General features: G+C 58.7%; 27 protein-coding genes. 15 read left to right on the top strand and 12 right to left on the bottom strand.

Going from position 1 to position 22,937, the window contains the following annotated elements:
- Positions 1-3: 3 nt before the first annotated feature.
- Positions 4-1,476: an SUMF1/EgtB/PvdO family nonheme iron enzyme gene (locus FKG95_RS09675; RefSeq protein WP_179954023.1), complete on the bottom strand. Its 1,473-nt coding sequence runs from the start codon at positions 1,474-1,476 to the stop codon at positions 4-6.
- 478 nt (positions 1,477-1,954) lie between these two features.
- Here FKG95_RS09675 and FKG95_RS09670 point away from each other — a divergent pair, with 478 nt between their 5' ends.
- The 5 genes from FKG95_RS09670 (at position 1,955) to FKG95_RS30320 (ending at position 6,394) form a co-directional block, all read left to right on the top strand.
- Positions 1,955-2,404 (top strand): DUF4399 domain-containing protein, encoded by a 450-nt coding sequence (locus FKG95_RS09670; protein ID WP_218940148.1) that lies wholly within the window; start codon positions 1,955-1,957, stop codon positions 2,402-2,404.
- Positions 2,405-2,523: 119 nt separating this feature from the next.
- Positions 2,524-2,964: a DUF4399 domain-containing protein gene (locus FKG95_RS09665; RefSeq protein WP_142896152.1), complete on the top strand. Its 441-nt coding sequence runs from the start codon at positions 2,524-2,526 to the stop codon at positions 2,962-2,964.
- A gap of 54 nt (positions 2,965-3,018) precedes the next feature.
- On the top strand, positions 3,019-3,306 hold the full coding sequence (locus FKG95_RS09660) for a PAAR domain-containing protein (RefSeq protein WP_142896151.1): 288 nt from the start codon (positions 3,019-3,021) through the stop codon (positions 3,304-3,306).
- 308 nt (positions 3,307-3,614) lie between these two features.
- A complete protein-coding gene (locus tag FKG95_RS09655; RefSeq protein WP_142896150.1) occupies positions 3,615-3,992 on the top strand; it encodes a hypothetical protein in 378 nt (125 codons plus the stop codon).
- A 47-nt stretch (positions 3,993-4,039) separates the two neighbouring features.
- A complete protein-coding gene (locus FKG95_RS30320; protein WP_142896149.1) occupies positions 4,040-6,394 on the top strand; it encodes a caspase family protein in 2,355 nt (784 codons plus the stop codon).
- Between the two features lie 231 nt (positions 6,395-6,625).
- Here the strand turns inward: FKG95_RS30320 and FKG95_RS09645 are convergent, their stop codons facing one another.
- Positions 6,626-8,002 carry an SH3 domain-containing protein gene (locus tag FKG95_RS09645; protein ID WP_142896148.1) on the bottom strand — a complete coding sequence of 459 codons (1,377 nt, stop codon included), beginning with the start codon at positions 8,000-8,002 and terminating at the stop codon, positions 6,626-6,628.
- 142 nt (positions 8,003-8,144) lie between these two features.
- On the opposite strand from FKG95_RS09645, the gene FKG95_RS09640 reads away from it, so the two are divergent.
- Entirely contained in the window at positions 8,145-8,930 is a 786-nt protein-coding gene (locus FKG95_RS09640; protein ID WP_179954022.1) for a dienelactone hydrolase family protein, read from the top strand.
- A gap of 9 nt (positions 8,931-8,939) precedes the next feature.
- Here the strand turns inward: FKG95_RS09640 and FKG95_RS09635 are convergent, their stop codons facing one another.
- From FKG95_RS09635 to FKG95_RS09625, 3 genes are all read right to left on the bottom strand, one after another.
- Entirely contained in the window at positions 8,940-9,791 is an 852-nt protein-coding gene (locus FKG95_RS09635) for an SPOR domain-containing protein (RefSeq protein ID WP_142896146.1), read from the bottom strand.
- A gap of 258 nt (positions 9,792-10,049) precedes the next feature.
- Positions 10,050-11,345, bottom strand: coding sequence for a polyhydroxyalkanoate depolymerase (locus FKG95_RS09630; RefSeq protein ID WP_342779217.1), 1,296 nt, complete (start codon positions 11,343-11,345; stop codon positions 10,050-10,052).
- A 387-nt stretch (positions 11,346-11,732) separates the two neighbouring features.
- Positions 11,733-12,065 (bottom strand): hypothetical protein, encoded by a 333-nt coding sequence (locus FKG95_RS09625; protein WP_142896145.1) that lies wholly within the window; start codon positions 12,063-12,065, stop codon positions 11,733-11,735.
- 417 nt (positions 12,066-12,482) lie between these two features.
- Between FKG95_RS09625 and FKG95_RS09620 the strand changes: the two genes are divergently transcribed.
- From FKG95_RS09620 to FKG95_RS09605, 4 genes are all read left to right on the top strand, one after another.
- On the top strand, positions 12,483-13,022 hold the full coding sequence (locus FKG95_RS09620) for a TerB family tellurite resistance protein (RefSeq protein ID WP_142896144.1): 540 nt from the start codon (positions 12,483-12,485) through the stop codon (positions 13,020-13,022).
- 219 nt (positions 13,023-13,241) lie between these two features.
- Positions 13,242-13,451, top strand: coding sequence for a cold-shock protein (locus FKG95_RS09615; RefSeq protein ID WP_142896143.1), 210 nt, complete (start codon positions 13,242-13,244; stop codon positions 13,449-13,451).
- Positions 13,452-13,757: 306 nt separating this feature from the next.
- The gene (locus FKG95_RS09610) at positions 13,758-14,006 is read left to right on the top strand and encodes a hypothetical protein (protein ID WP_142896142.1); all 249 of its coding nucleotides are present in this window, start codon (positions 13,758-13,760) and stop codon (positions 14,004-14,006) included.
- 127 nt (positions 14,007-14,133) lie between these two features.
- Positions 14,134-14,553, top strand: a complete 420-nt coding sequence (locus FKG95_RS09605; RefSeq protein ID WP_142896141.1) for a VOC family protein — start codon at positions 14,134-14,136, stop codon at positions 14,551-14,553.
- Between the two features lie 72 nt (positions 14,554-14,625).
- Here the strand turns inward: FKG95_RS09605 and FKG95_RS09600 are convergent, their stop codons facing one another.
- Together FKG95_RS09600 and FKG95_RS29615 are read right to left on the bottom strand one after the other, a co-directional pair.
- Entirely contained in the window at positions 14,626-15,111 is a 486-nt protein-coding gene (locus FKG95_RS09600) for a GNAT family N-acetyltransferase (RefSeq protein ID WP_142896140.1), read from the bottom strand.
- A 45-nt stretch (positions 15,112-15,156) separates the two neighbouring features.
- Positions 15,157-15,306 carry a hypothetical protein gene (locus FKG95_RS29615; protein WP_179954021.1) on the bottom strand — a complete coding sequence of 50 codons (150 nt, stop codon included), beginning with the start codon at positions 15,304-15,306 and terminating at the stop codon, positions 15,157-15,159.
- Here FKG95_RS29615 and FKG95_RS29610 point away from each other — a divergent pair.
- Positions 15,305-15,472, top strand: a complete 168-nt coding sequence (locus FKG95_RS29610; protein ID WP_179954020.1) for a type 2 periplasmic-binding domain-containing protein — start codon at positions 15,305-15,307, stop codon at positions 15,470-15,472. The genes FKG95_RS29615 and FKG95_RS29610 overlap by 2 nt on opposite strands.
- 77 nt (positions 15,473-15,549) lie before the next feature.
- Here FKG95_RS29610 and FKG95_RS09595 read toward each other — a convergent pair whose 3' ends face one another.
- Positions 15,550-15,786 carry a hypothetical protein gene (locus FKG95_RS09595; protein WP_142896139.1) on the bottom strand — a complete coding sequence of 79 codons (237 nt, stop codon included), beginning with the start codon at positions 15,784-15,786 and terminating at the stop codon, positions 15,550-15,552.
- 220 nt (positions 15,787-16,006) lie between these two features.
- Between FKG95_RS09595 and FKG95_RS09590 the strand changes: the two genes are divergently transcribed.
- On the top strand, positions 16,007-17,218 hold the full coding sequence (locus FKG95_RS09590) for an MFS transporter (protein WP_142896138.1): 1,212 nt from the start codon (positions 16,007-16,009) through the stop codon (positions 17,216-17,218).
- Positions 17,219-17,232: 14 nt separating this feature from the next.
- On the opposite strand, the gene FKG95_RS09585 is transcribed toward FKG95_RS09590, so the two are convergent.
- The 4 genes from FKG95_RS09585 to FKG95_RS09575 form a co-directional block, all read right to left on the bottom strand.
- Entirely contained in the window at positions 17,233-18,537 is a 1,305-nt protein-coding gene (locus FKG95_RS09585; protein WP_179954019.1) for an O-acetylhomoserine aminocarboxypropyltransferase, read from the bottom strand.
- Entirely contained in the window at positions 18,534-19,046 is a 513-nt protein-coding gene (locus FKG95_RS29605; RefSeq protein WP_179954018.1) for a CoA-binding protein, read from the bottom strand. Before FKG95_RS29605 ends, FKG95_RS09585 begins: the two co-directional genes overlap by 4 nt.
- Before the next feature lie 3 nt (positions 19,047-19,049).
- Positions 19,050-19,877, bottom strand: coding sequence for an enoyl-CoA hydratase (locus FKG95_RS09580; RefSeq protein ID WP_142896137.1), 828 nt, complete (start codon positions 19,875-19,877; stop codon positions 19,050-19,052).
- 89 nt (positions 19,878-19,966) lie between these two features.
- On the bottom strand, positions 19,967-21,091 hold the full coding sequence (locus FKG95_RS09575; RefSeq protein WP_142896136.1) for a CaiB/BaiF CoA transferase family protein: 1,125 nt from the start codon (positions 21,089-21,091) through the stop codon (positions 19,967-19,969).
- A 128-nt stretch (positions 21,092-21,219) separates the two neighbouring features.
- Between FKG95_RS09575 and FKG95_RS09570 the strand changes: the two genes are divergently transcribed.
- The 3 genes from FKG95_RS09570 (at position 21,220) to rpsI (ending at position 22,888) form a co-directional block, all read left to right on the top strand.
- Complete coding sequence (locus FKG95_RS09570) at positions 21,220-21,642, top strand: PaaI family thioesterase (RefSeq protein ID WP_142896135.1); 423 nt, start codon at positions 21,220-21,222, stop codon at positions 21,640-21,642.
- A gap of 289 nt (positions 21,643-21,931) precedes the next feature.
- Positions 21,932-22,396, top strand: coding sequence for a 50S ribosomal protein L13 (rplM, locus tag FKG95_RS09565; RefSeq protein WP_142896134.1), 465 nt, complete (start codon positions 21,932-21,934; stop codon positions 22,394-22,396).
- A 3-nt stretch (positions 22,397-22,399) separates the two neighbouring features.
- On the top strand, positions 22,400-22,888 hold the full coding sequence (gene rpsI / locus FKG95_RS09560; RefSeq protein WP_142896133.1) for a 30S ribosomal protein S9: 489 nt from the start codon (positions 22,400-22,402) through the stop codon (positions 22,886-22,888).
- The last annotated feature ends 49 nt before the right edge of the window (positions 22,889-22,937 follow it).

Genomic DNA, 22,937 nt, shown 5'->3' with positions numbered 1-22,937 from the left:
GGGCTATTGCGCACCGACAGCGACGCGGAAGCCGTTCACCAGATAGCGCACGTTTGCGTCATAGTTGAAACGCGACGCTGAGCTCAGGTATTCCGGTTCGTTTCGCCAGGAACCGCCGCGTAGAACCCGTTGCCGGCAATCGGCGCTGTCACGGACCGAGCCGTCTCTGGGGGCGCCGTCATGAGACTTGCTCCAGCAGTCTGCCGTCCATTCCCAGACACTTCCACTGGTGTCATGCAGACCAAAGGGGTTGGCGGCAAAGGAGGCGGCTTTCGGCGGGTTCCTGCGCTCCCAGTCGCTGCCGCAGTCTTCGCAGTCGACCTGACCCTGACCGACATTATCACCCCACCAGAAGCGTGTCGTGGTGCCCGCACGCGCGGCATATTCCCACTCGGCTTCGCTGGGCAGTCGGTAGGGGCGGCCGGTCTTCTTGCTGAGCCAGTTCACGTACTCCATGGCATCAAGCCAACTGAGATTCCGCATGGGGTCCTGGTCGCTCTGTCCTGCGTTCTTTTTGGGCTTATAGCTACAGCCGCCATCTTCAACGCAAAAGGCCCATTCACCCACTGTCACTTCGTGCCGTCCGATGGCGAAAGGCTTCTGGATCGTAACCTTGGTCGCCGGGCGCTCGTTATCGTTGCCCGAATTGGACCCGAGCGTGAAGCTTCCGGGCGCGATCTCGACCAGTTCCGGGCAGAACTCGCAGTCTTTCAGTCCAGTGACGCTGGGCAACGCGGCGACAGCCGACGTGTTGGTTTCGGCCGGCGCTTTCTCTGCCGTTACGGTGAGTGTGGTTTCGGCTTTTTGCGGCTCGGGTGCGGTTTTTTCCGGGGCCGGTGCAGGTGCGGCCGGGGTTGTGGCCGGTGCCGGTGTTGCGGCAGGCCTCGCGGGGGCGGTTGAAGCAATGGCGCTCCTGATCAGGTCGCCGAACACATACCCGCGGCCTCCATCGACCTGGACCCGGAACCAGTTGGCTCCGACGACACGTCCGGTAACCTCGACGCTCTCGCCTTTCGCAACCTGTGTGACCTTATCGGAATCGGCTCTTGGGAGCGCGCGGATGTTGGCGTTCGCGAGGGCAATGAAAGGGGCTTCCATGTCTTCGACCCTGAAGTCCGGCTCGTTACTCTCTTCTTTGGCCTCGCTTTTGCTGTACTGGCGAATGCGCAGACGGGCCAACGGAGCAAAGCTGCCTTCCGGGAAGGATTCGAGGTAGGCCTCGTAATCGGCGGCGTCTTTACTGTCCTTGATGGCGTTCCAGAACTCGAGGTCGTGCGCGCCTGATTTCTTCGGAAGGATACCGCGCGACCTCTGCGGTGCCATCGCCAACTGGACATATTGTGCCGGTGACGCTGCTGATGAAGACAGCAGGAGCGCTGGCTCAGTGAAGGAAACACTCTCTTTGGCTGCGATTGACGAATTGCTCACCGAGACAACAGCGGTAAGCGCAACAATGAATCCCGTAAGTCTAATCATGATACTGTCAGATACCACTTCGCATGTGTCGTTGCAGCGGAGCCATCGGCCGCGCCCTTCTCAGGTCGTCCGATTTCGCGCCCTGAAATACTCAAAACCCGGATATGACGCTCACTGTTGGGTAAGATCTGCGCTCACATCCCGGTTTTCCACGAATTATCACGAACCGATCGCCATCATGGTCTTGCCAGGATGCTCTCAACGATAAAAACCGCCTAGCTTCACCCATAGAGTTCACGCCGTTTTCCAGCTTTGATAGTCACTATAGTTGGTTTGGCGCTTGAGACAACTGCGGTGCGCGGATGCGGGGCGTTCCCGTCAGTATTGGCGATGTTGTTAATATTCATGATGGCGGCTTTATTGCGTCGGGCCACTACAGTTCTTGAATCGAACGATAAACGCCTTACACCCTTCGCCCGGCTATGGTAGTTTTCTTCAGCACTGTAATAACCATACGAAAATAAAGCAGGGGAGTGCGATGCGCAGATTTTTCACGTTTGGCAGGGTTGCGGCCGCGGTTGGAGCGATTGCCGTCGGTATGACGGCAGGCCTCACCGGGGCTTTTGCCGGAGATACACCGGCGCCAAAGGATGCCAAGGTTTACATTATCTGGCCGAATGACGGGACCGTTATCGAAGGTGGAAAGTTCTGGTTGCGGATGGGCGCCCGGGGCATCGGTGTTGCGCCCGCCGGGGTCGAATGGCCCAATACAGGCCATCACCATGTGATTATCAATTCGCCGCTACCGCCTTTCGACGAAGACATCCCGGCGGACAACAATCATCTGCACTTCGGCGCTGGGCAGTCGGAAGCCCGGGTCGAGCTGCCGCCGGGGACGCACACGCTGCAGCTCCTGATGGGGGATCACAATCATGTCCCGCATGACCCGCCGCTGATGTCCAAGAAGATTACCGTCATCGTTCCTTAAGGTCAGTGGACCTGGAGAGAACGGAATTCAACTCTGTATGTCGGAAAATCCGCGCTCCGCACAGGCTTTCATTTTCTTAGCCGGCGTCAGAGAGCGGTTAGGTAAAAGGATCGAATAGAATGAAAAAGTTTGCCCTGGCCACCCTTCTTGCGGCGCCTCTGCTTGCTTTGCCGGCAGTGCTGGCGCAACCGGCGCTGGCTGGTGATACGCCTGCGCCCGAGAACGCATATCTCTATATCGGCTGGCCGAATGACGGCGAGGTCATCAATAACCGCCGCTTCCGGGTCTGGTTCGGTCTGCGCAACATGGGGCTCGCGCCGGCGGGTGTGGAATGGCCGAATGCCGGGCACCACCATTTGATTATCGACCGTGATCTGCCCCCCTTTGACGAGGACATTCCGGCGGACAACAACCATCTGCACTTCGGGGCCGGACAAACGGAAACGGTGATCGAGTTGGAGCCGGGGGTACATACGCTTCAACTGATGTTGGGCGACCACAACCACGTGCCGCACGACCCGCCGGTCATTTCAAAGAAGATCACGATCACAGTGAAGTAAAAAACCTGAATTTGGCGCTGCGCGAAGCGGCGCGAGAGAGGCGAGAGGGATAGCATGGGACAACCGGCTGCGCGGATGACCGACATGCATGTCTGTCCCATGGTGACGGGGGTGGTGCCGCATGTGGGCGGGCCGATTATCAAGGGTCAACCAACCGTGATGATCGGTAAAATGCCCGCAGCCAGGGCGACTGATATGGCAACCTGTGTCGGCCCCCCGGATATGATCGCCAAAGGCTCCGTGACGGTCCTGATCGGTAAGATGCCCGCTGCGCGCATGGGTGACACCATGTCTCATGGCGGTACGATTGTGATTGGCTGTCCGACCGTTCTGATCGGTTGATCCGGCTGGCCTGCTTAGAGCCGGACAGAACTGGAGGCGCGATGAGCGGTTTTCCGGTCGACCAATCTGATCCGTTCAAGCAGTCTGCACGAGAGACGTTTGATTGCAGACCCCTTTCAATGCTGAATTGTATCTGATCGGGGTGATCTGCCCGAGAGTAGCCCTTTGGGGTGTTTGACCCTGCCGCAGAGCAATGCAGGCCAGGAATTTCTGTAACTCTTCACGAAAAAGCAGGTATAGTTGGATGCGTGCATATGAATGCGCGCCGCCGTCATCACGCGGTATTGTCTTCTGCGAGGAGTAGGGTCATGGGAACTAAATTCCAGAAATCGAAGGCGGTTTGCGTAACCAGCCTGATCTTTGCAGGGGCGGCTGCGGCCTTCGGCAGCTCTGCGCTCGCAGCCTGTCAATCCGCTCATTCGGTACTTGAAGCGGCCTCCGCACCGCAAAACAGCATTTCCGGGACCGCCCGGAGCTTCCCTGCCGATCAGCAGCTCGCCATGCAAATCCCTGCGCCGTCCGGCCATAAGCGTCACCAGCCCTACAACCCGATCGCCCGCGCCGGATCCGGCCTTGAAGGTGGCGGCGATGGCAAAGAGGGCGGCGGTGGAGGCGGCGGCGGTGGAGGTGGTGGAGGTGGTGGAGGTGGTGGCGGAGGCGGTGGAGGCGGCGGCGGTGGCTGGTAACCGCCCAACGATGCTGCAGGCCCCGCACGGATTTTGGACAGTTACCGGTGTTTAGGCTTTACCGCTTCATAGTCGTCACGTTACTGATCGCGGCTGGTACAGGGTCGTTTGGAGCACAGGCCCCCGCCCAGTCTGGCGCCCAGCCTGCCGCACCGGTCCTGGCTTGCGACCGATTGGCGGCTCATCCCGCAGATACCGCACGCGTTGTTGATGGCGTCGCCTGGGATCTGGTGGACGGCCGGGCGGCGGTCCGGGCCTGCGAAGATGCGGTGCAGTTGCATCCCCAAGAACTCAGGTTCCAATACCAGTTGGGGCGCGCCCTCTTGCGCGCAAACCGCAGAGATGAGGGCTTGCCCTATCTCTTCGATGTTGCGGAGAAAGGCTATCTGGCGGCTTTCGCCAACATTGGCGGCACCTATCAATTCGATCTGGGAAATCTGGCTGAAGCCCTGAAGTGGTACCGGCGTGGCGCCGATCTGGACGACGTCAGTTCCCAGACCCATCTTGCGGAGATGTATCTTGAGGGCTGGGGCGTGAAGCGCGACCTGACCGAAGCCCTGAGATGGTTCATGCCTTCGGCCAGCCGGGGCTATGCCCTCTCCGAGTATAAAGTGGGTTTGGTCTATCAGCAGGGCGATTCCAAGGTGCCCCGCGATATGACCCGAGCCGTCGAGTGGTTTAGCAAGGCGGCTGCGAAAGGCTTTGCCCGCGCGCAGAATGACCTGGGCGTTCTTTACGAGAAGGGCGACGGCGTTCCACGTGACGAGCGGGAAGCTGCTCGATGGTATCGCTTGGCAGCGGAGCAGGGCTGGGCGCTCGGTCAGATCAACCTGGCGTTCCTCTATGAAAATGGAAAGGGGGTCGGGCGGAATCTCGAAGAGGCTTTCTATTGGTACCGTCTTGCGACTCAGGCGCGCCGTGACGATCTGGCATCAACGGCACGCAATGGCGTGGACCGGACCCGAAAACGGCTGTCTTCGGGTCAAATTGCGTCAGTCGATAATAGAATAGATGCCTGGCGTTCTCTCTCGCAGGAAGAGTCTGTGGTTGCAGTCCGCGCTTCATCAGGGGCAGGAGCGAGTGGGAACGTTGCATCGCTAGAGGAGACGCCAGAGCGGACGTCTGCCGTTGATCCGGTCTATACACCACCGCCAGGCGATGATGTCGATACGAGCTACCGCCCGGGCGGCGCCGAGGTGGCGGCTGTCGCGAAACCCGCAGAACCTTTGAGCGAAGCGCAGAGAGAAGCCGCTGGGAGTAAGCCGGCTGATCCCCCGGCCGCGGAGCTTGAACGGCCCGACATCGTGCCGGAGTTTGCGATTTATACCGCTGCGACAAACGCAAACATCAGGGCTGCGCCCGCCGCCGGCGCGGGCCGGATCGGTGGATTGCGCCGGGGCGAGAAGATCACGGTTTTGGGACGGGTTGTCGGCAAAAACTGGGTCATGGTCAGTACACAAGACGAGCGTATCGGCTATGTTTTCGGCGATCTTGTACGGTCGAGTACGCAGGTTGCGCTTCAGGCGCCTCCGAAACCAGACGCGCGGAGTCCAGATGCGCGGAGTCCAGATGCGCAGAACCCAGATGCGCAGAACCCAGATGCGCAGAACCCAGATGCTGCGGCTCCAACACTCGGCACGCTGAAAAAACCACAGGAGACCTCACCCGCGGCGGAGCCGGTGGATGTGCCGGGGCTTGGCCGTTACCACGCGCTGGTGATCGGCATCAACGCCTACCAGCACCTGCCGCGCCTGGAGACCGCAATCAATGACGCGCGCGTCATTGGTGATGTTCTGGCCAAGGACTACGGTTACAAGGTCAATCTGTTGCTCGATGCGACACGCGCCGACATTATCCGGGCGCTCGACGATTATCGAAAGTCCCTGACCGACAAAGATAATCTTCTGATTTACTATGCAGGCCACGGTTATCTCGATACGGAGTCCGACCGCGGCTTCTGGCTGCCGGTAGACGCTTCGGGTGAGAGTCAGGTCAGCTGGCTCTCGAACGTTACGATCACAGACAGCCTGAAGGCGATCGAGGCCAAGCATGCCATGCTGATCGTGGACAGCTGTTATTCAGGGACCCTGACCCGGGGCTTGAAGGTGACGCTGCGCGGCCCTGAAGCGGAACAGAAGCTTGCGCAAAAGCGTGTCCGTGTCGTGCTGACCTCGGGAGGACTGGAACCGGTCGTCGATGGCGGTGGCGGGAACCACTCGGTCTTCGCCAAAGCGGTGCTGGAGGCACTGAGGTCGAACAAGGGGCGGATGAAGGGCACGGAGCTGGCCTTGCAGGTCAGGCGTCCGGTTATGCTTGCCGCAAATCAGACGCCCGACTATGCCGACCTGAGGTTCGCCGGTCACGAAGGTGGTGACTTTGTCTTTGCGGCGCGCCCGCAATAAGGGGGCTGCAGAGCCGGCCTCAGGCTTACAGTGAAATCAGATTTACAGGCAGGATGGTTCCGCCGGCAGCGGTTCTATCTATGTTTGCTCTGATCTAGAGCAGATCCGGTTTAGATGGAATCGCCTTTGGCGATCCGTCGTACCGGTGAATCTGCTCTAACTATATGTTGTAGAGCGGGTTCACATGTTTCAGCGAAAACACAGAGCGTTTCCGTTAAAACATGACGCGCTCTAGAGAGCATCAAGCATAGTGGCGCGTTTTCGGCTGTACTCAGCTTCCGAGATCAGTCGTTCGTTGATCAAATCGTTCAGCAGAACCAGACCCTGCTTTGCGTCCATGTCCTGCGTATTTATCTTTGCGAGAATGCCGGCGCGTGTTTTGACAAACTCTTCCGGATTGATCTTGCCCTGACGAAACTGCGCGTTGGTTTGTCTGAGCTGGTCGGCAATGCCGACAGACTTTCCCGAGCCGAGCAGGTCTTTTCGTTTTTGCTGGTACTCGGCTTCCGAAATCAGATCAAGGCGCCGCAATTCATCGAGTTTTTTCAGGCGCTCCGGAGTGTCTGCCGCGGCGGGTGCAGGTGTGGGAGCCGGTGCTCTTACGGCCGCGGTCTGTGTGGCGCCCTGCGCGGGCTGCGGTTTCGCCGCCGGTTGCACAGCAGGTTTGGAAGCGGGAGCCAGGGCGGCGGCCGCTGCCGGTGAAGTCGCAGGCGCATTTGCTTCCTTCAACACACCGCTGAAGACATAACCGGTGGTGCCATTGTCCAGGGGAAGGGCGTACCAGCGCTCACCACTGACGTCGACATAACCCGAAACGGAAATTCGGGTTCCATTGCCGAGACGGCCGATCCGGGCGGCGGCGCGGGAGGGCTCCTCGCGGACGTTTGCATTGACTATTGAACGCATTCGCTGCGGGCTCTTGACAACCGCGATCTGTGAACCGACCACTGTCCCGGGCGCCTCGGGCCGGGCCACGACCGGAATACCGTCAAGACCTTCCGCCGCGGCAAGTTCGCAGGTGATCTCTGCGCCGTTCGAATCCTTGTACTCCCAGCTCAGAGGAAAGCTCAGCTCCGGGGCATAACGCACATCGAGATTTGAAGAATAGACGTTCACCCAGCGGGCCTCCGACAGGGTGATGACCTTGAGGTCGCCGAAAGCACGGTTATATACGGTCTCGCGGCCGAGGACCGATAGGGTGTAGTCCCACTCAAGCCGTTCCCTAGGCCGCCGTTCAATGACGTAACCCGAGTATTTGCCGCCGACTTCCAGCGATTGCAGTTGCTTGAACTCACTGGGAATGTTGAACATCGAGGATTCCTGGCCTCGAATCATCTGCTTCGATGCGATGGTCGTATTCAGCAGATAGAGGGGCTTTTCATACCAGTTGCGTTCGATACCATCGTCGACCTCTACGCGGAGCGTTGAGCCATCACTGGACAGGATCGAATAGACTTCTTCGTAGTTTGCATTCACGCTCGATGAACACTCGAAGGTGTACTTGGCGCCCGCTGGGGGCGGGGTCATTTGAGACCAGGCCGGAGACGACATCACAATGGCAGCGCCGACAAACCCTGAGACTGTGGCTGCATCACGTCGAAAAGTCATAAATTCTGCCCCCAAATTCAATACGCTGCGTTTTAACACCGCATTCACCGAATCAGCTGTTATTGTAATCACGCATACAATTTCAGGCAAGCGAAGCGGTAGAGGCGGCAGTATGGGTCGGTGGGAGACGAGATGCAGGCGGATGATGGGAGTCGTCGCCGGATTAGTCTTGGGTATGCTCTATGGGTCACCGCAGGCCCACGCCGACGTCAGCGCGACATGGCAACGTGCATATGTGTCTATCCCCGGCCATATCTTTGGCGGGCGTCCGATCCTCGGCAAGTGGCGGGACACCTTAGTTCAGAGAGGACTTCAAAGGATACCCGACGGTACGGATATGGCCGCCATCATTTTTCTGCACGGCTGCAGCGGCATTGCCCGTGAAGAAGAAGCCGCCCGTCTGATGTTTATGGAAGCCGGCTACGCCACCTTTTTTCCAGACAGCTTTGCCCGCGCGCGCCGCCGCTCCAATTGCTCACTGGAAGAGCATCGCACTTCGCTGGCGCCCGAAGCCCACAGCTATCGGGTGGAGGAGATCCGCTATGCTTTGGAGCAGGTGCGCGGCCTGCCTTGGATCGATCAGTCACGGGTCTTTGTCATGGGCTTCAGCGAGGGCGGCATGGCGGTCGCGAACTATCCGGGGAATGGTCTAGCCGGGTTGGTCATCACCGGGTGGCACTGTCAGGGCCGGCCGCCCAACATTGGGATCAAATCCGATGTCACGGTGCCGGTCTTGGCTATTTTGGGCGGTGAAGATCCCTGGTATGCCGCGAAACGCGGGGAGCACTGCGGCCAGGTCTTTAATGGCCGCCCGGATGCCACGTCACTGGTTCTGCCGGGAAACGGTCACGCCATCGTCAATTCGCCGATCCTGAAAAATGCGGAGCGGGCAAAAGATGCGATCATTTCCTTCTTGGAAAACCACTAAGGACGAGTGCTAACCCTGGCTCTCGATTCGGGCGCTCTGGGCTTGTGATTGCCCCGCAGGCGCCTGCATCACAGCGCAGTACTGCTCTTTTTTCTTCAACTCGGAGCAGACACGGGCGGCAGCAGGTTTGTCAGCAAAAGGGCCGGCCATCACCCGGAAAAAGACGCCTTTTTTGCCCAGGTCCGTGCGGGCAATCTCGAGGTTCAAGCCACCTAACTGATCAGGGAAGGCCTTCTTCAGCTCGGTCCACTCCCGCATTGCCGACTCCTTGGTTTTGTTCGAGGAGAGGTGCAGCGCCATATCGGCTTTCTGCTTGCCTGCCACCTGCTTGACGGCAGGTTTCGGTTTTGCCGGTGCGGTCTCGGCCTTCGCGGTTTCGGCAGGTGGTTTGCCTGCGGTTTGCGGATAGAGGTTCGGCCGTGCGGTCTGGCTGGTGGCGGCAGGTTTAGGGGTTTCCTGCGCGGGCGCATCCGTGGTGACCGAGGGAATTTCAGGCGCTGTGCTTGCAACCTGTGTCTCGCGGCCTTGTTCGCTAATGGTCTCGGGGCTTGCAGTCATCCCCTCGCTTAGGGTTTCCGCTGCGGACTTTTCGGCATCAGCCGTTTGTGGCACGGCCACAGAGTCTGGCGTGGCTGTGCTCTGTGCCGTTTCAGCGCCCGAAAGACCTGAGATTTCCTCGCCGATATCATCGATGGAGGCCTTGACATCCTTTATGAAATCTTCGCGGAACCAGGCCTCGACGTCGTTTCCCCAGCCTTTGGTGTCGTCGTAGGTCTGCTGACAGCCTGTCAGGCCGCCAAGGGTCAGGAGCGAAATCAGCGCAAAGGGCCGGATAGCTCTCGATTTCTCTGCAAAGGTCATTTTGTCTCTACCACCGGTTTTTGTTCCGGGTTCGGCGCCTGGTGTTTCCGGAGGAAGACATGAAGGCGCGGGCCGGAAAGGGCGAAGCGCCCTGTCAACTCACAGCGGTAGGGTATTCGCATTATGGTGTAGGAAACTTTAACGGGGGATCGCAGGCTGTCCGGCGCTTCGCAAGGAACGGAAACTCAAGCACGCGTATGGTAGCGTCCGGTAGGGGAGCGATAGCCTCACCGCGGCCTGGTTGCGATTTTTCAGGCGTTAAAATGCCGGGTCGTTCTTGCGGATGAACTCGGTGATCTTCGGACGGATATTCTCACGCCAGCGGCGGCCATTGAAGATGCCGTAGTGACCGACCTTCTTTTGAAGATGATGGGCGCGTTTTTCTTCCGGAATGCTCGAGCAGAGATCATGCGCGGCCTCGGTTTGAGCCGGCGAAGAGATGTCGTCGAGTTCACCCTCCACCGTCATCAGCGCGGTTTTCTTGATCTTCGCGGGCTCAACCAGCTGATCACGCCATTTCATGGTTCCGTTGGCGAGGCTGTGCTTCTGGAAGACGCAATCCAGGGTCTCCAGGTAAAACTCAGCCGTAATATCCATAACCGAGAGATACTCGTCGTAGAAGCGCCGGTGCGCTTCGGCTGAGTCGCCGTCGCCCTCGATGAGGTGGTGAAACATCTGGACGTGGGCATTGACGTGCCGCATGGCATTCATGGAGATAAAGGCGCCCAGTTGCATGAAGCCGGGATAAACCGACCGGGTCGCTCCGGGGTAATAGAGTGGCACCTTGGCGATCATATTGCGCTTGAACCAACCCAGAGGACGGCTTGCGGCCAGACGGGTCACTTCGGTCTCGGACGCTGCCGCATCGACAGGACCGCCCATTAGGGTCATCGAAAGGGGCTGACAGGCGTCGTCGTTCGCCGCCATCAAGGCAACGGTTGCCAGCACGATCGGGGCGGGTTGGCAGACCGCAATGACATGCACGTCATCGCCGAGTGTTTGGATAAATTCCATCAGATAAGCAATATAGTCATCGAGCCCAAAACGTCCCTCGCTCTCGGGCACGATCCGTGCGTCCGTCCAATCCGTGATGTAAACCTCATGCTCGGGCAGCAAAGCCTTCACCGTGCCTCTGAGCAGCGTGGCGTGATGTCCGGACATCGGGGCGACAAGAAGAACTTTCGGGGATTTCACTTTGGTCTTGCGCTCGAAGTGCAGCAGATCGCCAAAGCTCCGGTGCAGCACAACCTTCTCGGTCACTGCAACGCGGCTTCCATTGATTTCGGTGTCCTGAATGCCCCAGGCAGGTTTTCCACGGTGCTTGATGGCTCCGTCCAGGACATCCGCGCCGGCAGCGAAGGCCTGACCAATACTGGTGTAGGAGAGGGGCACCATGGGATGCTGGAACATGCTGCGTGTCGCTTTGGCGAACGCCCGCATCGGCGCGAGCGCAGCGTTGTTCATCTCATGGTATGCATAAAGCATTACGATCGACTCCGCGTTGACCTCGTTGTTGGCGTCCCATCGGATCTTCCCGCAAAGCCCCTGAGGCATATCTTAATGCCGTTCAGCAGGCCTATCGAACAGAGTCCGATGCTGTCTCCTCCCGGGTCCCCTAAGCAGATATCTTTGTCGTCTTCGATACCACGAATGCTGCAGGCTAGCATATTGGGGTTAATACTGTGTTTGTGTATTAAAGAAAGCAACTCATTGAACACGGACCCAAGTTAGACGAAATTTTGCGATCAATGGCAAGTAAAACAATTGGTTGCCTGCAGCTTGAACGCTACAGAATCAATAGATTCGGGTGTGTTTGGTCTTATGGTATTTTTATAAGACCAATTTGTTTGGGCGATGACTGAAAGCTATTGAGGCGTTTAATATCAATATTCTGTGCGCGTTGTTTGGCATTCAATATAGGTCGTTTTAACGAGAAAAATCCTAGATGAGAGATATCTGAGATTGTGTTGTGCCATTTATGGCCTGCGCTTGATTTTTTGAGACTTCAGATCTCGTTTTGTCGGATTTGGCATCAGGCAGCGAAACGATCAGGCGTCCCGAGTCGGTCAGCTTGCAGACCAGCCAGTCGGGCTTGAGAGGATTGTTAAACCAGGGTTCGGCCCAGCCCTGCTCGATACAGCTTTTGATGGTTCTCGAGGAGTACTCCTGGCCCTCGCGATTGAACAACGGCAGTTTGCCGCCAGGCTGGTCGAGCCCGCGACGAAGCCAGGCTTTTTGCGCGCGAGATGGGCGTTGTGGGCGTTTAAGCAACATTCCGGAGAGCTCCCGTCTCGAGCATGCAACGGCTGTTCGCTTCAGCCCGTGTTTCTTCATCCGCCATATGAAGTATCCCCAAAAGTCTTATGTTCGTAGGGACATGTTAAGAGATATTAAGGCGTTTAGAAAGAGTGGCGCGGGCAGAAAACCCAGCTTAATTGCACCGTTTTGTTGGTGCTCCGGCCTTTGGGGAGACCTAAATAGTTGATTTCCCGAATCGAAGTGTCTACCGACTGAGTTTAGGGGTCTCTCCTGGTTCAAAACATCATGATTGTCCGACAGTTATCTGAAAATAAGGTGCTTCTGCCTGGTCGGATTTCTGAAAATTCTTTTGCCGGAGAGCCCGCTTTCTAAATCAATGGTTGTTCGGTAAGTTCCGGACTTAATTTATTCAGAGTAGATTTTGGGGTTGGCGTGCACATTCTGATAGGGATTTTGACCCTTGTTGGCGGAATTGCCTTCTGGGTCTGGCGGACGCGGAATGCCGCTTCGGTGGCGCGGGAATTCATTGATGTGGCGGATGATGCGCGCGCTGCGGTGCGCCGTTTCGGCTATCGTCGCGTTGCCGGTAAACATCCACTCGACGTTGTCGAAGATTCGCGCCTGGCGGCGGCGGGTATACTGGTGGCGTTCGCCAAAATGGATGGTGACTATACGCGAGAGCAGATGAAGGTGATCCAGGACGAGTGCGCGCGCGTTTTTGAAGCGTCGGAAAAGGATGCCGAGCAGATGACCGCTTATGGCCGGTGGCTGGCCCATCAACTGGCCAACCCCGATGAGGTCATCCGGCGGCTCTCGAGAGGACTGGCCAAGAGCATTTCCGACGCGCAGCGCCAAGAGCTCCTGGTGATGGCGGAGCGGGTGGCTGCAGTCGAGGACGACAGCCCTTCGGATGAGCAGAGGCTGGCTTTGAAACGCCTCTCGGAAACCTTCGCGGTTTTACAGCTTCGCTAAAGACGTCGCTCTCGAAATACCACTTAAAACAAGTGTTGCGTTGACTTTCCGGCCATTCCCAATGATTGTGGTCCGAGCGTGTTGCATCTGTTTTGTGTTATTTGAATAACCGGTTCGCCGATTAGCCTCTTTATCCCCTAACAATGTGAGCGTTATCCCGATCACGTCACTGCCGCATCCGGCATGCGAGATCACTGTTTCTGTTAGAGGAAGACGACGATGGCCCAAGGCACCGTAAAGTGGTTCAACCCGACGAAGGGTTATGGTTTCATCGAGCCTGATGATGGTTCGAAAGACGCATTTGTTCATATTTCTGCTGTCGAGCGCGCTGGTCTCAGCTCACTCAACGAAGGCCAGAAGGTCTCGTTCGAGGTCCAGACCGGTCAGAACGGCAAGTCTTCTGCAGAGAACCTCTCTGTAATCGACTGAAGATACGGGTGATCGCTTCCGGCTTAGGTCGGGAGCGATCATCACACGAAAGAAAGGGCGATTGCAGCCCGCGAGGCAGGACAAGGCACCGGTTTCGTGACCTCCTGAAATCACGCAAAGAACGATCCTGGAAACAGCGCATTCTGTTTTTCAGTCGATCGGTAAAAGCGGCACGCAAATACGATCAAACATGCGGCAAGTCTGGCCGCCACAGGATTTTTGCACTTATCTGCGAGCGGTCCCGCGTCGGTGCTGCGGGACGATCCCTCCGCCCGTATCTCTCGAATAGCGCAGAGGACAGCCGTCATGCAAAAATCACTTCGATCTCAGGCGGAGCAGCACTTCGCCGCGACGCAGAAGAAGGCAGCGCAAGCCGGTAAAGATAAGGAAAAGGCGAGGAAAGCAGAGGCGGATCACGTCGCCAAGCTGCGCGCCTTACGTCTGGCGAAAGAAGCAGCCGACAAAGAAGCCGCCGAGGCGACCGCCGGGCCGGCCAAAGCTAAAAAGCCGTCCGCACCGAAAAAAGAACCGGCCCGCAAACCAAAGGCCTACTAAACGGGCTGGTCTTGCGCGAAGCCGGCTCATCGACTTGTCCGGCTGGTTGCTTTTTGCGATATGTGATACTTGATTTGACCGCAGTTGCAGAGGCTCTAGTCTCGGAGCCAGCAGTGCAAGGACAGCTATGATCATTCCGAATCTACTTGTCACAGATATGCAGCGCTCGCTTGCGTTCTATCGCGATATGCTGGACATGACCCTCGTCATGGCCGTGTCGCAGGAGCGGGAAATCCTGTCCGGCAGTGACGCCGCGGGCGCGGCCTTTGCGATCCTGGAATGGAACGGCGGACAGCTGATGCTGCAGACGGCGGCTTCGCTGGCTGATGAGCTTTCCGTCTATAACGCGGATCAAACGCCCTCTGCCTCCGGCACGATCTATTTTCGCGACCTTCACCCGAAAGATGTCATCGACCGGATCCCTGAAGACCAACTCGTAAAAGGACCGACGTTGCAGTGGTATGGCATGATGGAGCTCTATTTCCGCGATCCGGATGGCTACGTTATCTGTGTCGGGACGCCGGAAGGGCCGCCACCAACGGGCTGAAGCCTCGAGAAGGTCCGCAGGCTCGCCTTTTCGGCCAGTGCTTGAAGATCAGTGCCTGACGATCCGAGAAGATCAGCCGGACGTCTCGTTGGAAAGAACTTTCTCGACCGCATAGTTGTGGATCGCCACGCCGGACAGTTCGAAGTCGCGCCGTTCCATCACAACGAAGCCTTGTTTCAAAAAGAACCGACGTGCGGCTTCACTGGCTTCGCTGGTTAGCCGTGTCATGCCCTGCAAGCGTGCATACTCCTCCAGAGCGCTGAAGAGGGCTGTGGTGATGCCTTTGCCTGCAGCCTCCGGCGCGCAGTAGAGGAAGTGGATATGCCCATCCGGCTTGAGGTCGCTAAAGGCGACAGGGCCACGTGCGTCGTCGATTGCGACAAACCTTGCGCGGCCATCCCGCATGATTTCCTCCAGACCTTCTGGTGTCGGGCAGCGGGCGGCCCAGACTGCGACCTGATCAGGGGTGTAGTGCCGGCTGCCGATCTGTTCGACGGCCCGCAGAAAGATCTCGGCGAGCGCCACCGCGTCTCTTTTCTGGTAAGGGCGGATAATCATCGAACCGGCGACCTCGTCTCTGATGTAGAGATAGAGGAACTGGTTTTAAGCCTGTGTCCGAGACTTGTCGCGATCAAAAAATGGGATGGGCTCGACGATCGCCTCGCAGGAGAAGTCTTTACCTGCAACGGACAGACGGGTTCCGGGCGCCGCGGCATCCGGGTGCAGGTGCACCAGTGCGAGGGGTTTCTTCATGCGGTGCGACCAGGCGGTGATTGACGGGCAGGGGATTGCCCTGAACGATGCTCTGGCCGAAAACGAGCTGGCGGCGGGCCAGCTTTTCGCGATCTCCGATATCAAGCTTGAAGACTACGGTTACTCTCTGACTTACCCGCAAGGCGCACTCGAGAATTCAGCCTAGCGGGATTTCCGGGACTGGATCATGGAAGAGGCGGCCTGTGACTCGGTGGGGGGCTCCGCATACTCACTCAGTCGCCTTTAACGCTCGTTGCTGCCAAATGCCCCTCCCGTGAGCAGGTGTCGGACCTGGGCGCGGTATTCCTGATCCCAAACCACGCGCTCAAGATCAATATCGTCGAGGGTGGTTGCGATAGGTTCGATGAGATTGCCGAGCGGCAGGCCGGGGCCGGTATTTTGCGGAATCTTGTCGCTGGTCTCGAAGCTCTGTTGCACTGTCTTTCCTCGCATGGCTTTTGGTCGATCTGGGGCGTCCATGCTGGCTATGCTGGCGGGACAGTTGGACCTGAATGGGGCCGCGAATGGGGATATTCAGGCGGGAATTGGGCATAACCGAGGCAGGGTGCCGGAAGGAAGACTGCAAAGCTGCCATGCAGTTCGACCGCTTGTAGGGCCTACCGCAGGCGTGTATAGCCATAGTCTTCGACGTTCTGACCGCGCGTATCAGAAACGCAGAAATCTCTGAGGACGATTGATTGTGACCAAGGCTTCCGCCCAGTTATCGCTGGTTTTTTCCTGCATCGGGCATGCCTTCGTTCATCTCTTCATGGCGCTCTATTTCGTTGTCGTGCTGGCCATTGAGATCGATTGGTCGATCCCTTATCACAATCTCATCGGGCTCTGGACGGTCGGGTCTATTCTGGTGGGTGTCTGCGCTATTCCCGCCGGATGGCTGGCGGACCGCTGGTCGGCGCCGGGTATGATGGTGGTCTATCACATCGGTCTGGGCGGCGCGGCGATTGCCTGCAGCTTCATGGCCGCGCCGATGGCGATGGCCGTCGGTCTTGCCGCCATTGGTCTCTTCGCCGCGATTTATCATCCCGTCGGCATCGCCTGGCTGGTCCGCAATGCGGAATCGCGCGGCAAGGCGCTCGGCATCAACGGGATCTTCGGTGGCCTGGGTGTTGCCGGAGCCGGTCTCATCGCGGGCCTGCTGATCGATTTCCATTCCTGGCGCGCGGCCTTCTTCGTACCCGGAGTGGCCTGCGTCGCGACGGGTCTGGCGCTATGGTACTGCGTTCATCGTGGCCTAGTCGTGGACGATGGAGAAGACCGGGTCCAGAGTGCGCCGGTGGCGCGGGGCGATATGGTCCGGGTCTTCGTGATTCTTCTGATGACCATGCTCTTGACGGGGCTGCTCTATCAATCGACCCAGGTCTCGCTGCCGAAGGTTTTTGATCTGCGCTTGCGCGACCTGGCCGGGGACGGGGCCTTCGGCATTGGCTTCGCCATAGCCGCCGTCTACACCGTCAGCTCCGTGATGCAGGTTTACGGCGGACACCTTGCCGACCGTTATCCTTTGAAGCCGATCTACGTCTGCGCATTCCTGTTGCAGGTTCCCCTCCTGATCGCGGTCGGTGCCATGTCCGGTCTTCCGTTGATCTTCGTGGCCATGCTGGCGGTTCTGGTAAACGTGGCTGCCTTGCCCGCGGAGAATATGCTGCTCGCCCGTTACGCCCCCCAAAAGCACCGCAGTCTGGCCTTCGGGATCAAGTTCGTTCTGGCCTTCACCATCGCGCCGGTCGCTCTGCAGCTGGTGGCTTTCGTTCAGGAACGCACCGGCGAATTCATCTGGCTCTACTATGTTCTGGGTGGCGCGGCGCTCGTCGCCTGTTTTGCCGCATTGATGCTGCCCAAGGATCGTGGTGCCGTCTCGGATGAGGTCGTGATCTCGGTTCCGGCGGAGTAGCTCAGGGTACGCGATCAGGGGTTCGAGATAGCCTGATCCAAGTCGGCGATCAGATCCTCGAGGGTTTCCAGACCGATTGAGAGACGGATGACATCCGGCCCCGCGCCGGCGGCCTGCTGTTGCTCTTCGCTGAGCTGCCGATGGGTGGTCGACGCAGGATGCAGGATCAGTGAACGGGCGTCGCCGATGTTGGCGAGATGCGAGAAGATTTCGCAGTTCTCGACGACTTTTGTGCCCGCCTCATAACCGCCTTTCACGCCGAAGGTGAAGACCGCACCGGCACCCTTGGGCAGATACTTCTGCGCCAGGGCGTGATAGGGGCTGGAGGGCAGGGCGGCGCAGGAGACCCAGGCAACCGCCGGATGTGCTTCCAGGAACTCGGCGACTTTCCTGGCATTCTCGCAATGCCGTTCCATGCGCAGGGCCAGGGTCTCGCAGCCGAGGATGGTCTGAAAGGCATTCATGGGCGCCATGGTCGAACCCAGATCCCGCAGGCCGATGGCATGGGCATGGGTGGTGAAGGCCATGTCGCCGAAGGTCTCGTAAAAGTTCAGCCCGTGATAAGCGGGCTCGGGCGCGGCGAGACCGGGGAATTTATCGTTCTGGGCCCAGTCGAAGTTGCCGCTGTCGACAACACATCCCCCCAGCGAAGTACCGTTGCCCGAGAGGAACTTGGTCGTGGAGTGCACGACCAGATCCGCGCCCCACTCGATCGGGCGGCAGAGGTAGGGCGTTGCCATGGTGTTGTCGACGATCAGGGGGATGCCTGCTTCTTTTGCAATGTTCGAGAGGGCCTCCAGGTCGCTGACCACGCCGCCGGGGTTGGCGAGGCTTTCCACGAAGATCGCCTTGCAGTCGGGTGACAGGGCGTCGCGAACGTTTTGCGGATCGTCCACGTCGACGAACTTCACGCGCCAGTCAAACTTCTTGAAGGTCTTGCCGAACTGGGTAATTGAACCGCCATAGAGCCGGTTGGAAGCGATAAAGCTGTCGCCTGGTTCCATCAATGCGAAGAAGGCGAGCAACTGCGCGGCGTGTCCAGACGCGCAACAGGTGCTGCCGCGCCCGTCCTCCAGACTGGCAATGCGTTCTTCCAGCACGGCCACTGTCGGGTTGGTAAGGCGCGAATAGATAAAGCCGAAGGTCTGCAGATTGAAAAGCGAGGCCGCGTGCTCGGCGTCGTGAAAAACGTAGGAAGTATTCTGGTGGATCGGTGTCTGGCGCGCGCCGGTGACCGGCTCCGGCTGCGCCCCTGCGTGGATCATGCGGGTCTCGAAGCCGAACTTCGGTGCAGCGGCCTTTTCCTCTTTGGGGTTCATCCGATCCGTACCTTGCGGCGTTTCGCTGAAATGACCTTGGAATTGAAACCGCCCCACGAGAGCTCGCTGTTCAGGCGGCCGAACTCGATCTTGGGACAGCGGTCCATGACGACCTGAAGTCCGGCGGCTTCGGCACGCGCCGCCGCCGCGTCGTTGCGCACGGTCAGCTGCATCCAGATGGCCTTGATGTCTTTGCTGTCTTTGAGCGCGATCGCTTCGTCGGTAACGGCCCCGGCGACCTCGGAGTTGCGGAAGACATCGACCATGTCGAAGTTTTCGGGAATTTCAGCGAGAGATGCATAGACCTTTTCGCCCAGGATCTCTTCGCCGGCCGCCCGGGGATTGACCGGCAGGATCCGATAGCCCTTATCCTGAAGATACTTCATGACGAAGTAACTGGGGCGGTTCCAGTTGGGGCTGGCACCCACGACGGCGACGCTCTTCACGCTGTTCAGGAGATTGCGCAGGCTGGCGTCGCTGTAACTGTCGTGATCGATCTTTCCGCTCATGACTTATTCGCCGGTCCATTTTGGATCGCGCTTTTCGATGAAGGCATCGATGCCTTCTTCCGCATCGCGCGCAAGCATGTTGGTTGTCATGACTTCGCTGGCGTAATTGTAGGCTTGCTCGAGATCCATTTCGATCTGCCGGTAAAAGGCTTCCTTGCCGATCTTCAAGGTCAGCGGTGATTTACTCGCGATCTTCTCGGCGTACTCCAGAGTTATCCGGTCAAGCTCGCCCGGGGGTACCGCCCGGTTTATCAGGCCCATGCGTTCCGCCGTCGCGGCGTCGATGCCTTCGCCGGTCAGCAGCATCTCCATGGCGGTCTTTCGACCCACGGCGCGCGAGAGCGCGACCATGGGGGTCGAGCAAAAGAGCCCGATGTTCACGCCCGGTGTGGCGAAGTGTGCGTCATTGGAGGCGACCGCCAGGTCGCAGGTCGCCACAAGCTGGCAGCCGGCTGCGGTTGCGATGCCGTGGACCTTCGCGATGACCGGCTGGGGCAGGCGGGTGATGGCGAGCATCATGCGGCTGCACTGCTTGAAGACAGCTTCGAAGTAGGTGCGGCCATCACCGGCCCGCATTTCCTTCAGGTCGTGCCCGGCACAGAAGCCCTTGCCGGATGCTTCCAGGATGGCGACTTTCACCGAGTGGTCTTCGCGTAGGTCATCCAGCGCAGCCTGAACCTCGCTCATCAAGCCGGTTGAGAGGGCGTTATACTGTTTGGGCCGGTTCAGGGTGAGCGTGGCAATGCCATCGGAATCGCTGCGCAGCAGAATGGCCTCGTCATTGCTTGCAGTGCCATTGCTCACGGCGTCTGATGCGGATACTGCGCTCATGGGACCAAGGCCTCCGGTGCGAAATGGTTTATCAACTTAACTATTCCTGCTGATGCGGCTTAAGTCCAGCCGCATCGGGGTTTGTCCTTTCAGGCTTCGTCGGAGTGCCAGGCGGCAAGCACCTCTTCACAACTGGCTGTCTTCACGGGTCTGCGCTGTTCGGGTGGGCTGCCGTCGAGCCACGCCGGATAGAGCGCCTGAACCACGCCGGGCGCCTCAGGATCGGACGCCAGCATCCCGCGTGCCCTAATCTGGGGATGTTCGGCGATCTCAGCGATTTCGACGACCGTGTGAAAGCAGCAATCGACAGGATCGAGCCGCTCCTGCCAGTGCGACAGATCCTGCTGTGCGATGGCTGCGGCGACTTCATCGATCAAAGCGGTTTGCGGCAGGTTTTCGGCTTGCCGCGCGATCCAGTCGGGACGGGCGAGTGTTTGGCAGAAATTCGCCCAGAACTTCGGCTCGATCGCCCCCAGGCTGACAAAACGCCCGTCGCGGGTCCTGTAAATCTGATAGCAGGCCGCACCTCCGTTGAGCAGGTTTCTCGCGCGTTCCGGCCGATGGTTTTCCGTGTTGCAGGCGGTCAGGTTCATGCCTTGCCATGCCAAGACGGACTCGGCGATGCTCATGTCGAGATAGCAGCCTGTACTCCCGCGCTCGCGTCCGAAGAGCGCCGCGAGCACCGCCGATGCCGCCTGACTGCCGCTTGCGAAGTCGGCGACAGGTGGGGCGGCGAAAACCGGCTTGTCAGTCGTCCCCGAGGCCGCAAGACCGCCCGCCATCGCCATGTAGTTGATGTCATGCCCCGCGCGCTTCCGGTAAGGTCCGGACTGTCCGAAGCCGGAAAGGGCGCAGTGAATGAGGCGGGGATTGAGTATTTTAATATGGTCGTGCGCGAAGCCAAGCCGCTCAAGGGCGCCCGGGCGAAAGGATTCGATGAGGACGTCTGTGCGTTTGATAAGCGCCGTGAAGGCGGTTTTGCCGTCCGGCGATTTCAGATCGAGGCTGATGACCTTCTTCCCGGCGTTGATGCCTTTATAGAACAGCGAGAGCCCGTCTATCCCAAGGGGGCCAAATTCCCGCATGGGGTCGCCCCCGGGAGGCTCCAGCTTCACGACGTCCGCACCCATATCCGAGAGAATCTGCGCGCAATAGGGACCGGGTAGAAACTGGCCCATGTCCAGAACGCGGACGCCCGCTAAAAAACTGATCATCGATCAAGGGTCCCTTCTGGCACTTTCAAGGTCGGACGGACTCTGATGGTGCGTGCCTAACGAATGTTTGGTATGCATCAGGACGGGTAACGTCCGCAAGGGCCTTTGAGAGAGGGGAATGATAGAGGATGGCGCTGATTACCGCCGAAGAGATATTCGAGATCTGCCGGGCGGAAATGCCCCTGGTGCTGGATCTGGGGCTTGAAATTCAGGATATCGGTGAGGGGACCTGCCGCTTGAGGCAGCCCTACCGGGAGGCTTTCGTGCGGCCTGGCGGAACTATCAGCGGTCCGACCATGATGGGGGTTGCCGATTGCGCCATGTGGATCGCGGTGATGTCCGTGGTCGGCAAGGCGGAGATGGCGGTCACCACCAGCCTCAACATCAATTTCCTCAAGCGTCCCAAGCCGGTCGCGCTGATCGTCGAGTGCCGCGTTCTCAAGGCGGGCAAGAGACTGGCTTATGGCGAGGTTTCGCTCTTTTCCGAGGGAGAAGAGGACGAAGGTCCGGTAGCTCATGTGACCAGCACCTATTCGCTGCCCCCCAGATAGCCGCTAAATCCCTCAAATTCCGGGAGATTTTTGGCAGATCCTGTCAGACATGCTATGAAGTTACCGGAAATAACCTTTAAATCATGAGGTTAACAAAGCGGTATTATGATACCGCAATGCTAAAATATTCGAAAAACACGCTTTTTCGGCGTTGACAGGCCAAGATCGCTGCACTAGAAACCGCCGCGTTACGGACGGGTATCGCCCGTGCGTTCATTTTCTCTTTTGTGTGAAGCCCCGTTTTCCTTGTGTGGGAAGCCCATGGCCTTCACGACGAGTGGATAAACCAATGAAGACTTTTTCAGCCAAACCGGCGGATATCGAGAAAAAGTGGATCATCATTGACGCCGACGGCGTCGTGCTTGGTCGCCTGGCCGTCGAAGTCGCCCGGATCCTGCGCGGCAAGAACAAGCCGACCTATACCCCTCATATGGATTGCGGTGACAACGTCATCGTGATCAATGCCGGGAAGATCAAGTTGACGGGCAAGAAGCTCACCGACAAGACCTACTATTGGCACACCGGTCACCCGGGCGGCATCAAGCAGCGTACTGCTGGTCAGATCCTCGCCGGTGCCCACCCCGAGCGTGTTGTCACCAAGGCCGTCGAGCGCATGGTTCCCCGTGGACCGCTCGGCCGTCAGCAGATGAAAAATCTCCGCGTCTATGCCGGAACCGAGCATCCGCATGAGGCACAGAGCCCGGTCGTTCTCGACTTCGCGTCGCAGAACCCGAAGAACAAGAGGAGCGCGTAAGTCATGGCCGAGGAAACTCAGACCCTGACCGATTTGAGCCAGCTTGGCGACGTAGCCACGGCGGAAGCGGCAGTCGAAACCACGGCAGAGCCGAAGAAGGATGCTCAAGGTCGCTCCTATGCTACCGGCAAGCGGAAAGACGCGGTTGCCCGTGTCTGGATCATGCCCGGAACCGGCAAGGTCACCGTTAACGGCCGCGATCAGGAGAAGTACTTCGCCCGCGCAGTGCTGCGGATGATGATCGCCCAGCCTTTCACGGTTACCGATCGCACCAACCAGTTCGACGTGGTCTGCACGGCGACCGGTGGCGGTCTCTCCGGTCAGGCCGGCGCCGTACGTCACGGTATCTCGAAAGCTCTGACCCTCTTCGAGCCGGGCCTGCGTCCGGTCCTGAAGGCCGGCGGCTTCCTGACCCGCGATTCGCGTGTCGTCGAACGTAAGAAGTACGGCCGGGCGAAAGCACGCCGGAGCTTCCAGTTCTCCAAGCGTTAATCTGGAACAGCGCTTCAGTTTCAGTTTTTTATTCGGCGTTTCCAACTGC

Source organism: Denitrobaculum tricleocarpae (assembly GCF_007004665.1).
In the GTDB taxonomy this organism is placed as follows: Bacteria; Pseudomonadota; Alphaproteobacteria; order Kiloniellales; family Kiloniellaceae; genus Denitrobaculum; species Denitrobaculum tricleocarpae.
This window is presented reverse-complemented; position numbering and strand designations above follow the sequence as displayed.

Excerpts from the sequence above, each read along its gene's own strand:
- FKG95_RS09675 (WP_179954023.1), bottom strand. The coding sequence starts at position 1,476 with ATGATTAGACTTACGGGATTCATTGTTGCGCTTACCGCTGTTGTCTCG.
- FKG95_RS09670 (WP_218940148.1), top strand. The coding sequence starts at position 1,955 with ATGCGCAGATTTTTCACGTTTGGCAGGGTTGCGGCCGCGGTTGGAGCG.
- FKG95_RS09665 (WP_142896152.1), top strand. The coding sequence starts at position 2,524 with ATGAAAAAGTTTGCCCTGGCCACCCTTCTTGCGGCGCCTCTGCTTGCT.
- FKG95_RS09660 (WP_142896151.1), top strand. The coding sequence starts at position 3,019 with ATGGGACAACCGGCTGCGCGGATGACCGACATGCATGTCTGTCCCATG.
- FKG95_RS09655 (WP_142896150.1), top strand. The coding sequence starts at position 3,615 with ATGGGAACTAAATTCCAGAAATCGAAGGCGGTTTGCGTAACCAGCCTG.
- FKG95_RS09645 (WP_142896148.1), bottom strand. The coding sequence starts at position 8,002 with ATGACTTTTCGACGTGATGCAGCCACAGTCTCAGGGTTTGTCGGCGCT.
- FKG95_RS09640 (WP_179954022.1), top strand. The coding sequence starts at position 8,145 with ATGATGGGAGTCGTCGCCGGATTAGTCTTGGGTATGCTCTATGGGTCA.
- FKG95_RS09635 (WP_142896146.1), bottom strand. The coding sequence starts at position 9,791 with ATGACCTTTGCAGAGAAATCGAGAGCTATCCGGCCCTTTGCGCTGATT.
- FKG95_RS09630 (WP_342779217.1), bottom strand. The coding sequence starts at position 11,345 with ATGCCTCAGGGGCTTTGCGGGAAGATCCGATGGGACGCCAACAACGAG.
- FKG95_RS09625 (WP_142896145.1), bottom strand. The coding sequence starts at position 12,065 with ATGTTGCTTAAACGCCCACAACGCCCATCTCGCGCGCAAAAAGCCTGG.
- FKG95_RS09615 (WP_142896143.1), top strand. The coding sequence starts at position 13,242 with ATGGCCCAAGGCACCGTAAAGTGGTTCAACCCGACGAAGGGTTATGGT.
- FKG95_RS09610 (WP_142896142.1), top strand. The coding sequence starts at position 13,758 with ATGCAAAAATCACTTCGATCTCAGGCGGAGCAGCACTTCGCCGCGACG.
- FKG95_RS09605 (WP_142896141.1), top strand. The coding sequence starts at position 14,134 with ATGATCATTCCGAATCTACTTGTCACAGATATGCAGCGCTCGCTTGCG.
- FKG95_RS09600 (WP_142896140.1), bottom strand. The coding sequence starts at position 15,111 with ATGATTATCCGCCCTTACCAGAAAAGAGACGCGGTGGCGCTCGCCGAG.
- FKG95_RS29610 (WP_179954020.1), top strand. The coding sequence starts at position 15,305 with ATGCGGTGCGACCAGGCGGTGATTGACGGGCAGGGGATTGCCCTGAAC.
- FKG95_RS29615 (WP_179954021.1), bottom strand. The coding sequence starts at position 15,306 with ATGAAGAAACCCCTCGCACTGGTGCACCTGCACCCGGATGCCGCGGCG.
- FKG95_RS09595 (WP_142896139.1), bottom strand. The coding sequence starts at position 15,786 with ATGGACGCCCCAGATCGACCAAAAGCCATGCGAGGAAAGACAGTGCAA.
- FKG95_RS09585 (WP_179954019.1), bottom strand. The coding sequence starts at position 18,537 with ATGAACCCCAAAGAGGAAAAGGCCGCTGCACCGAAGTTCGGCTTCGAG.
- FKG95_RS29605 (WP_179954018.1), bottom strand. The coding sequence starts at position 19,046 with ATGAGCGGAAAGATCGATCACGACAGTTACAGCGACGCCAGCCTGCGC.
- FKG95_RS09580 (WP_142896137.1), bottom strand. The coding sequence starts at position 19,877 with ATGAGCGCAGTATCCGCATCAGACGCCGTGAGCAATGGCACTGCAAGC.
- FKG95_RS09575 (WP_142896136.1), bottom strand. The coding sequence starts at position 21,091 with ATGATCAGTTTTTTAGCGGGCGTCCGCGTTCTGGACATGGGCCAGTTT.
- FKG95_RS09570 (WP_142896135.1), top strand. The coding sequence starts at position 21,220 with ATGGCGCTGATTACCGCCGAAGAGATATTCGAGATCTGCCGGGCGGAA.
- rplM (WP_142896134.1), top strand. The coding sequence starts at position 21,932 with ATGAAGACTTTTTCAGCCAAACCGGCGGATATCGAGAAAAAGTGGATC.
- rpsI (WP_142896133.1), top strand. The coding sequence starts at position 22,400 with ATGGCCGAGGAAACTCAGACCCTGACCGATTTGAGCCAGCTTGGCGAC.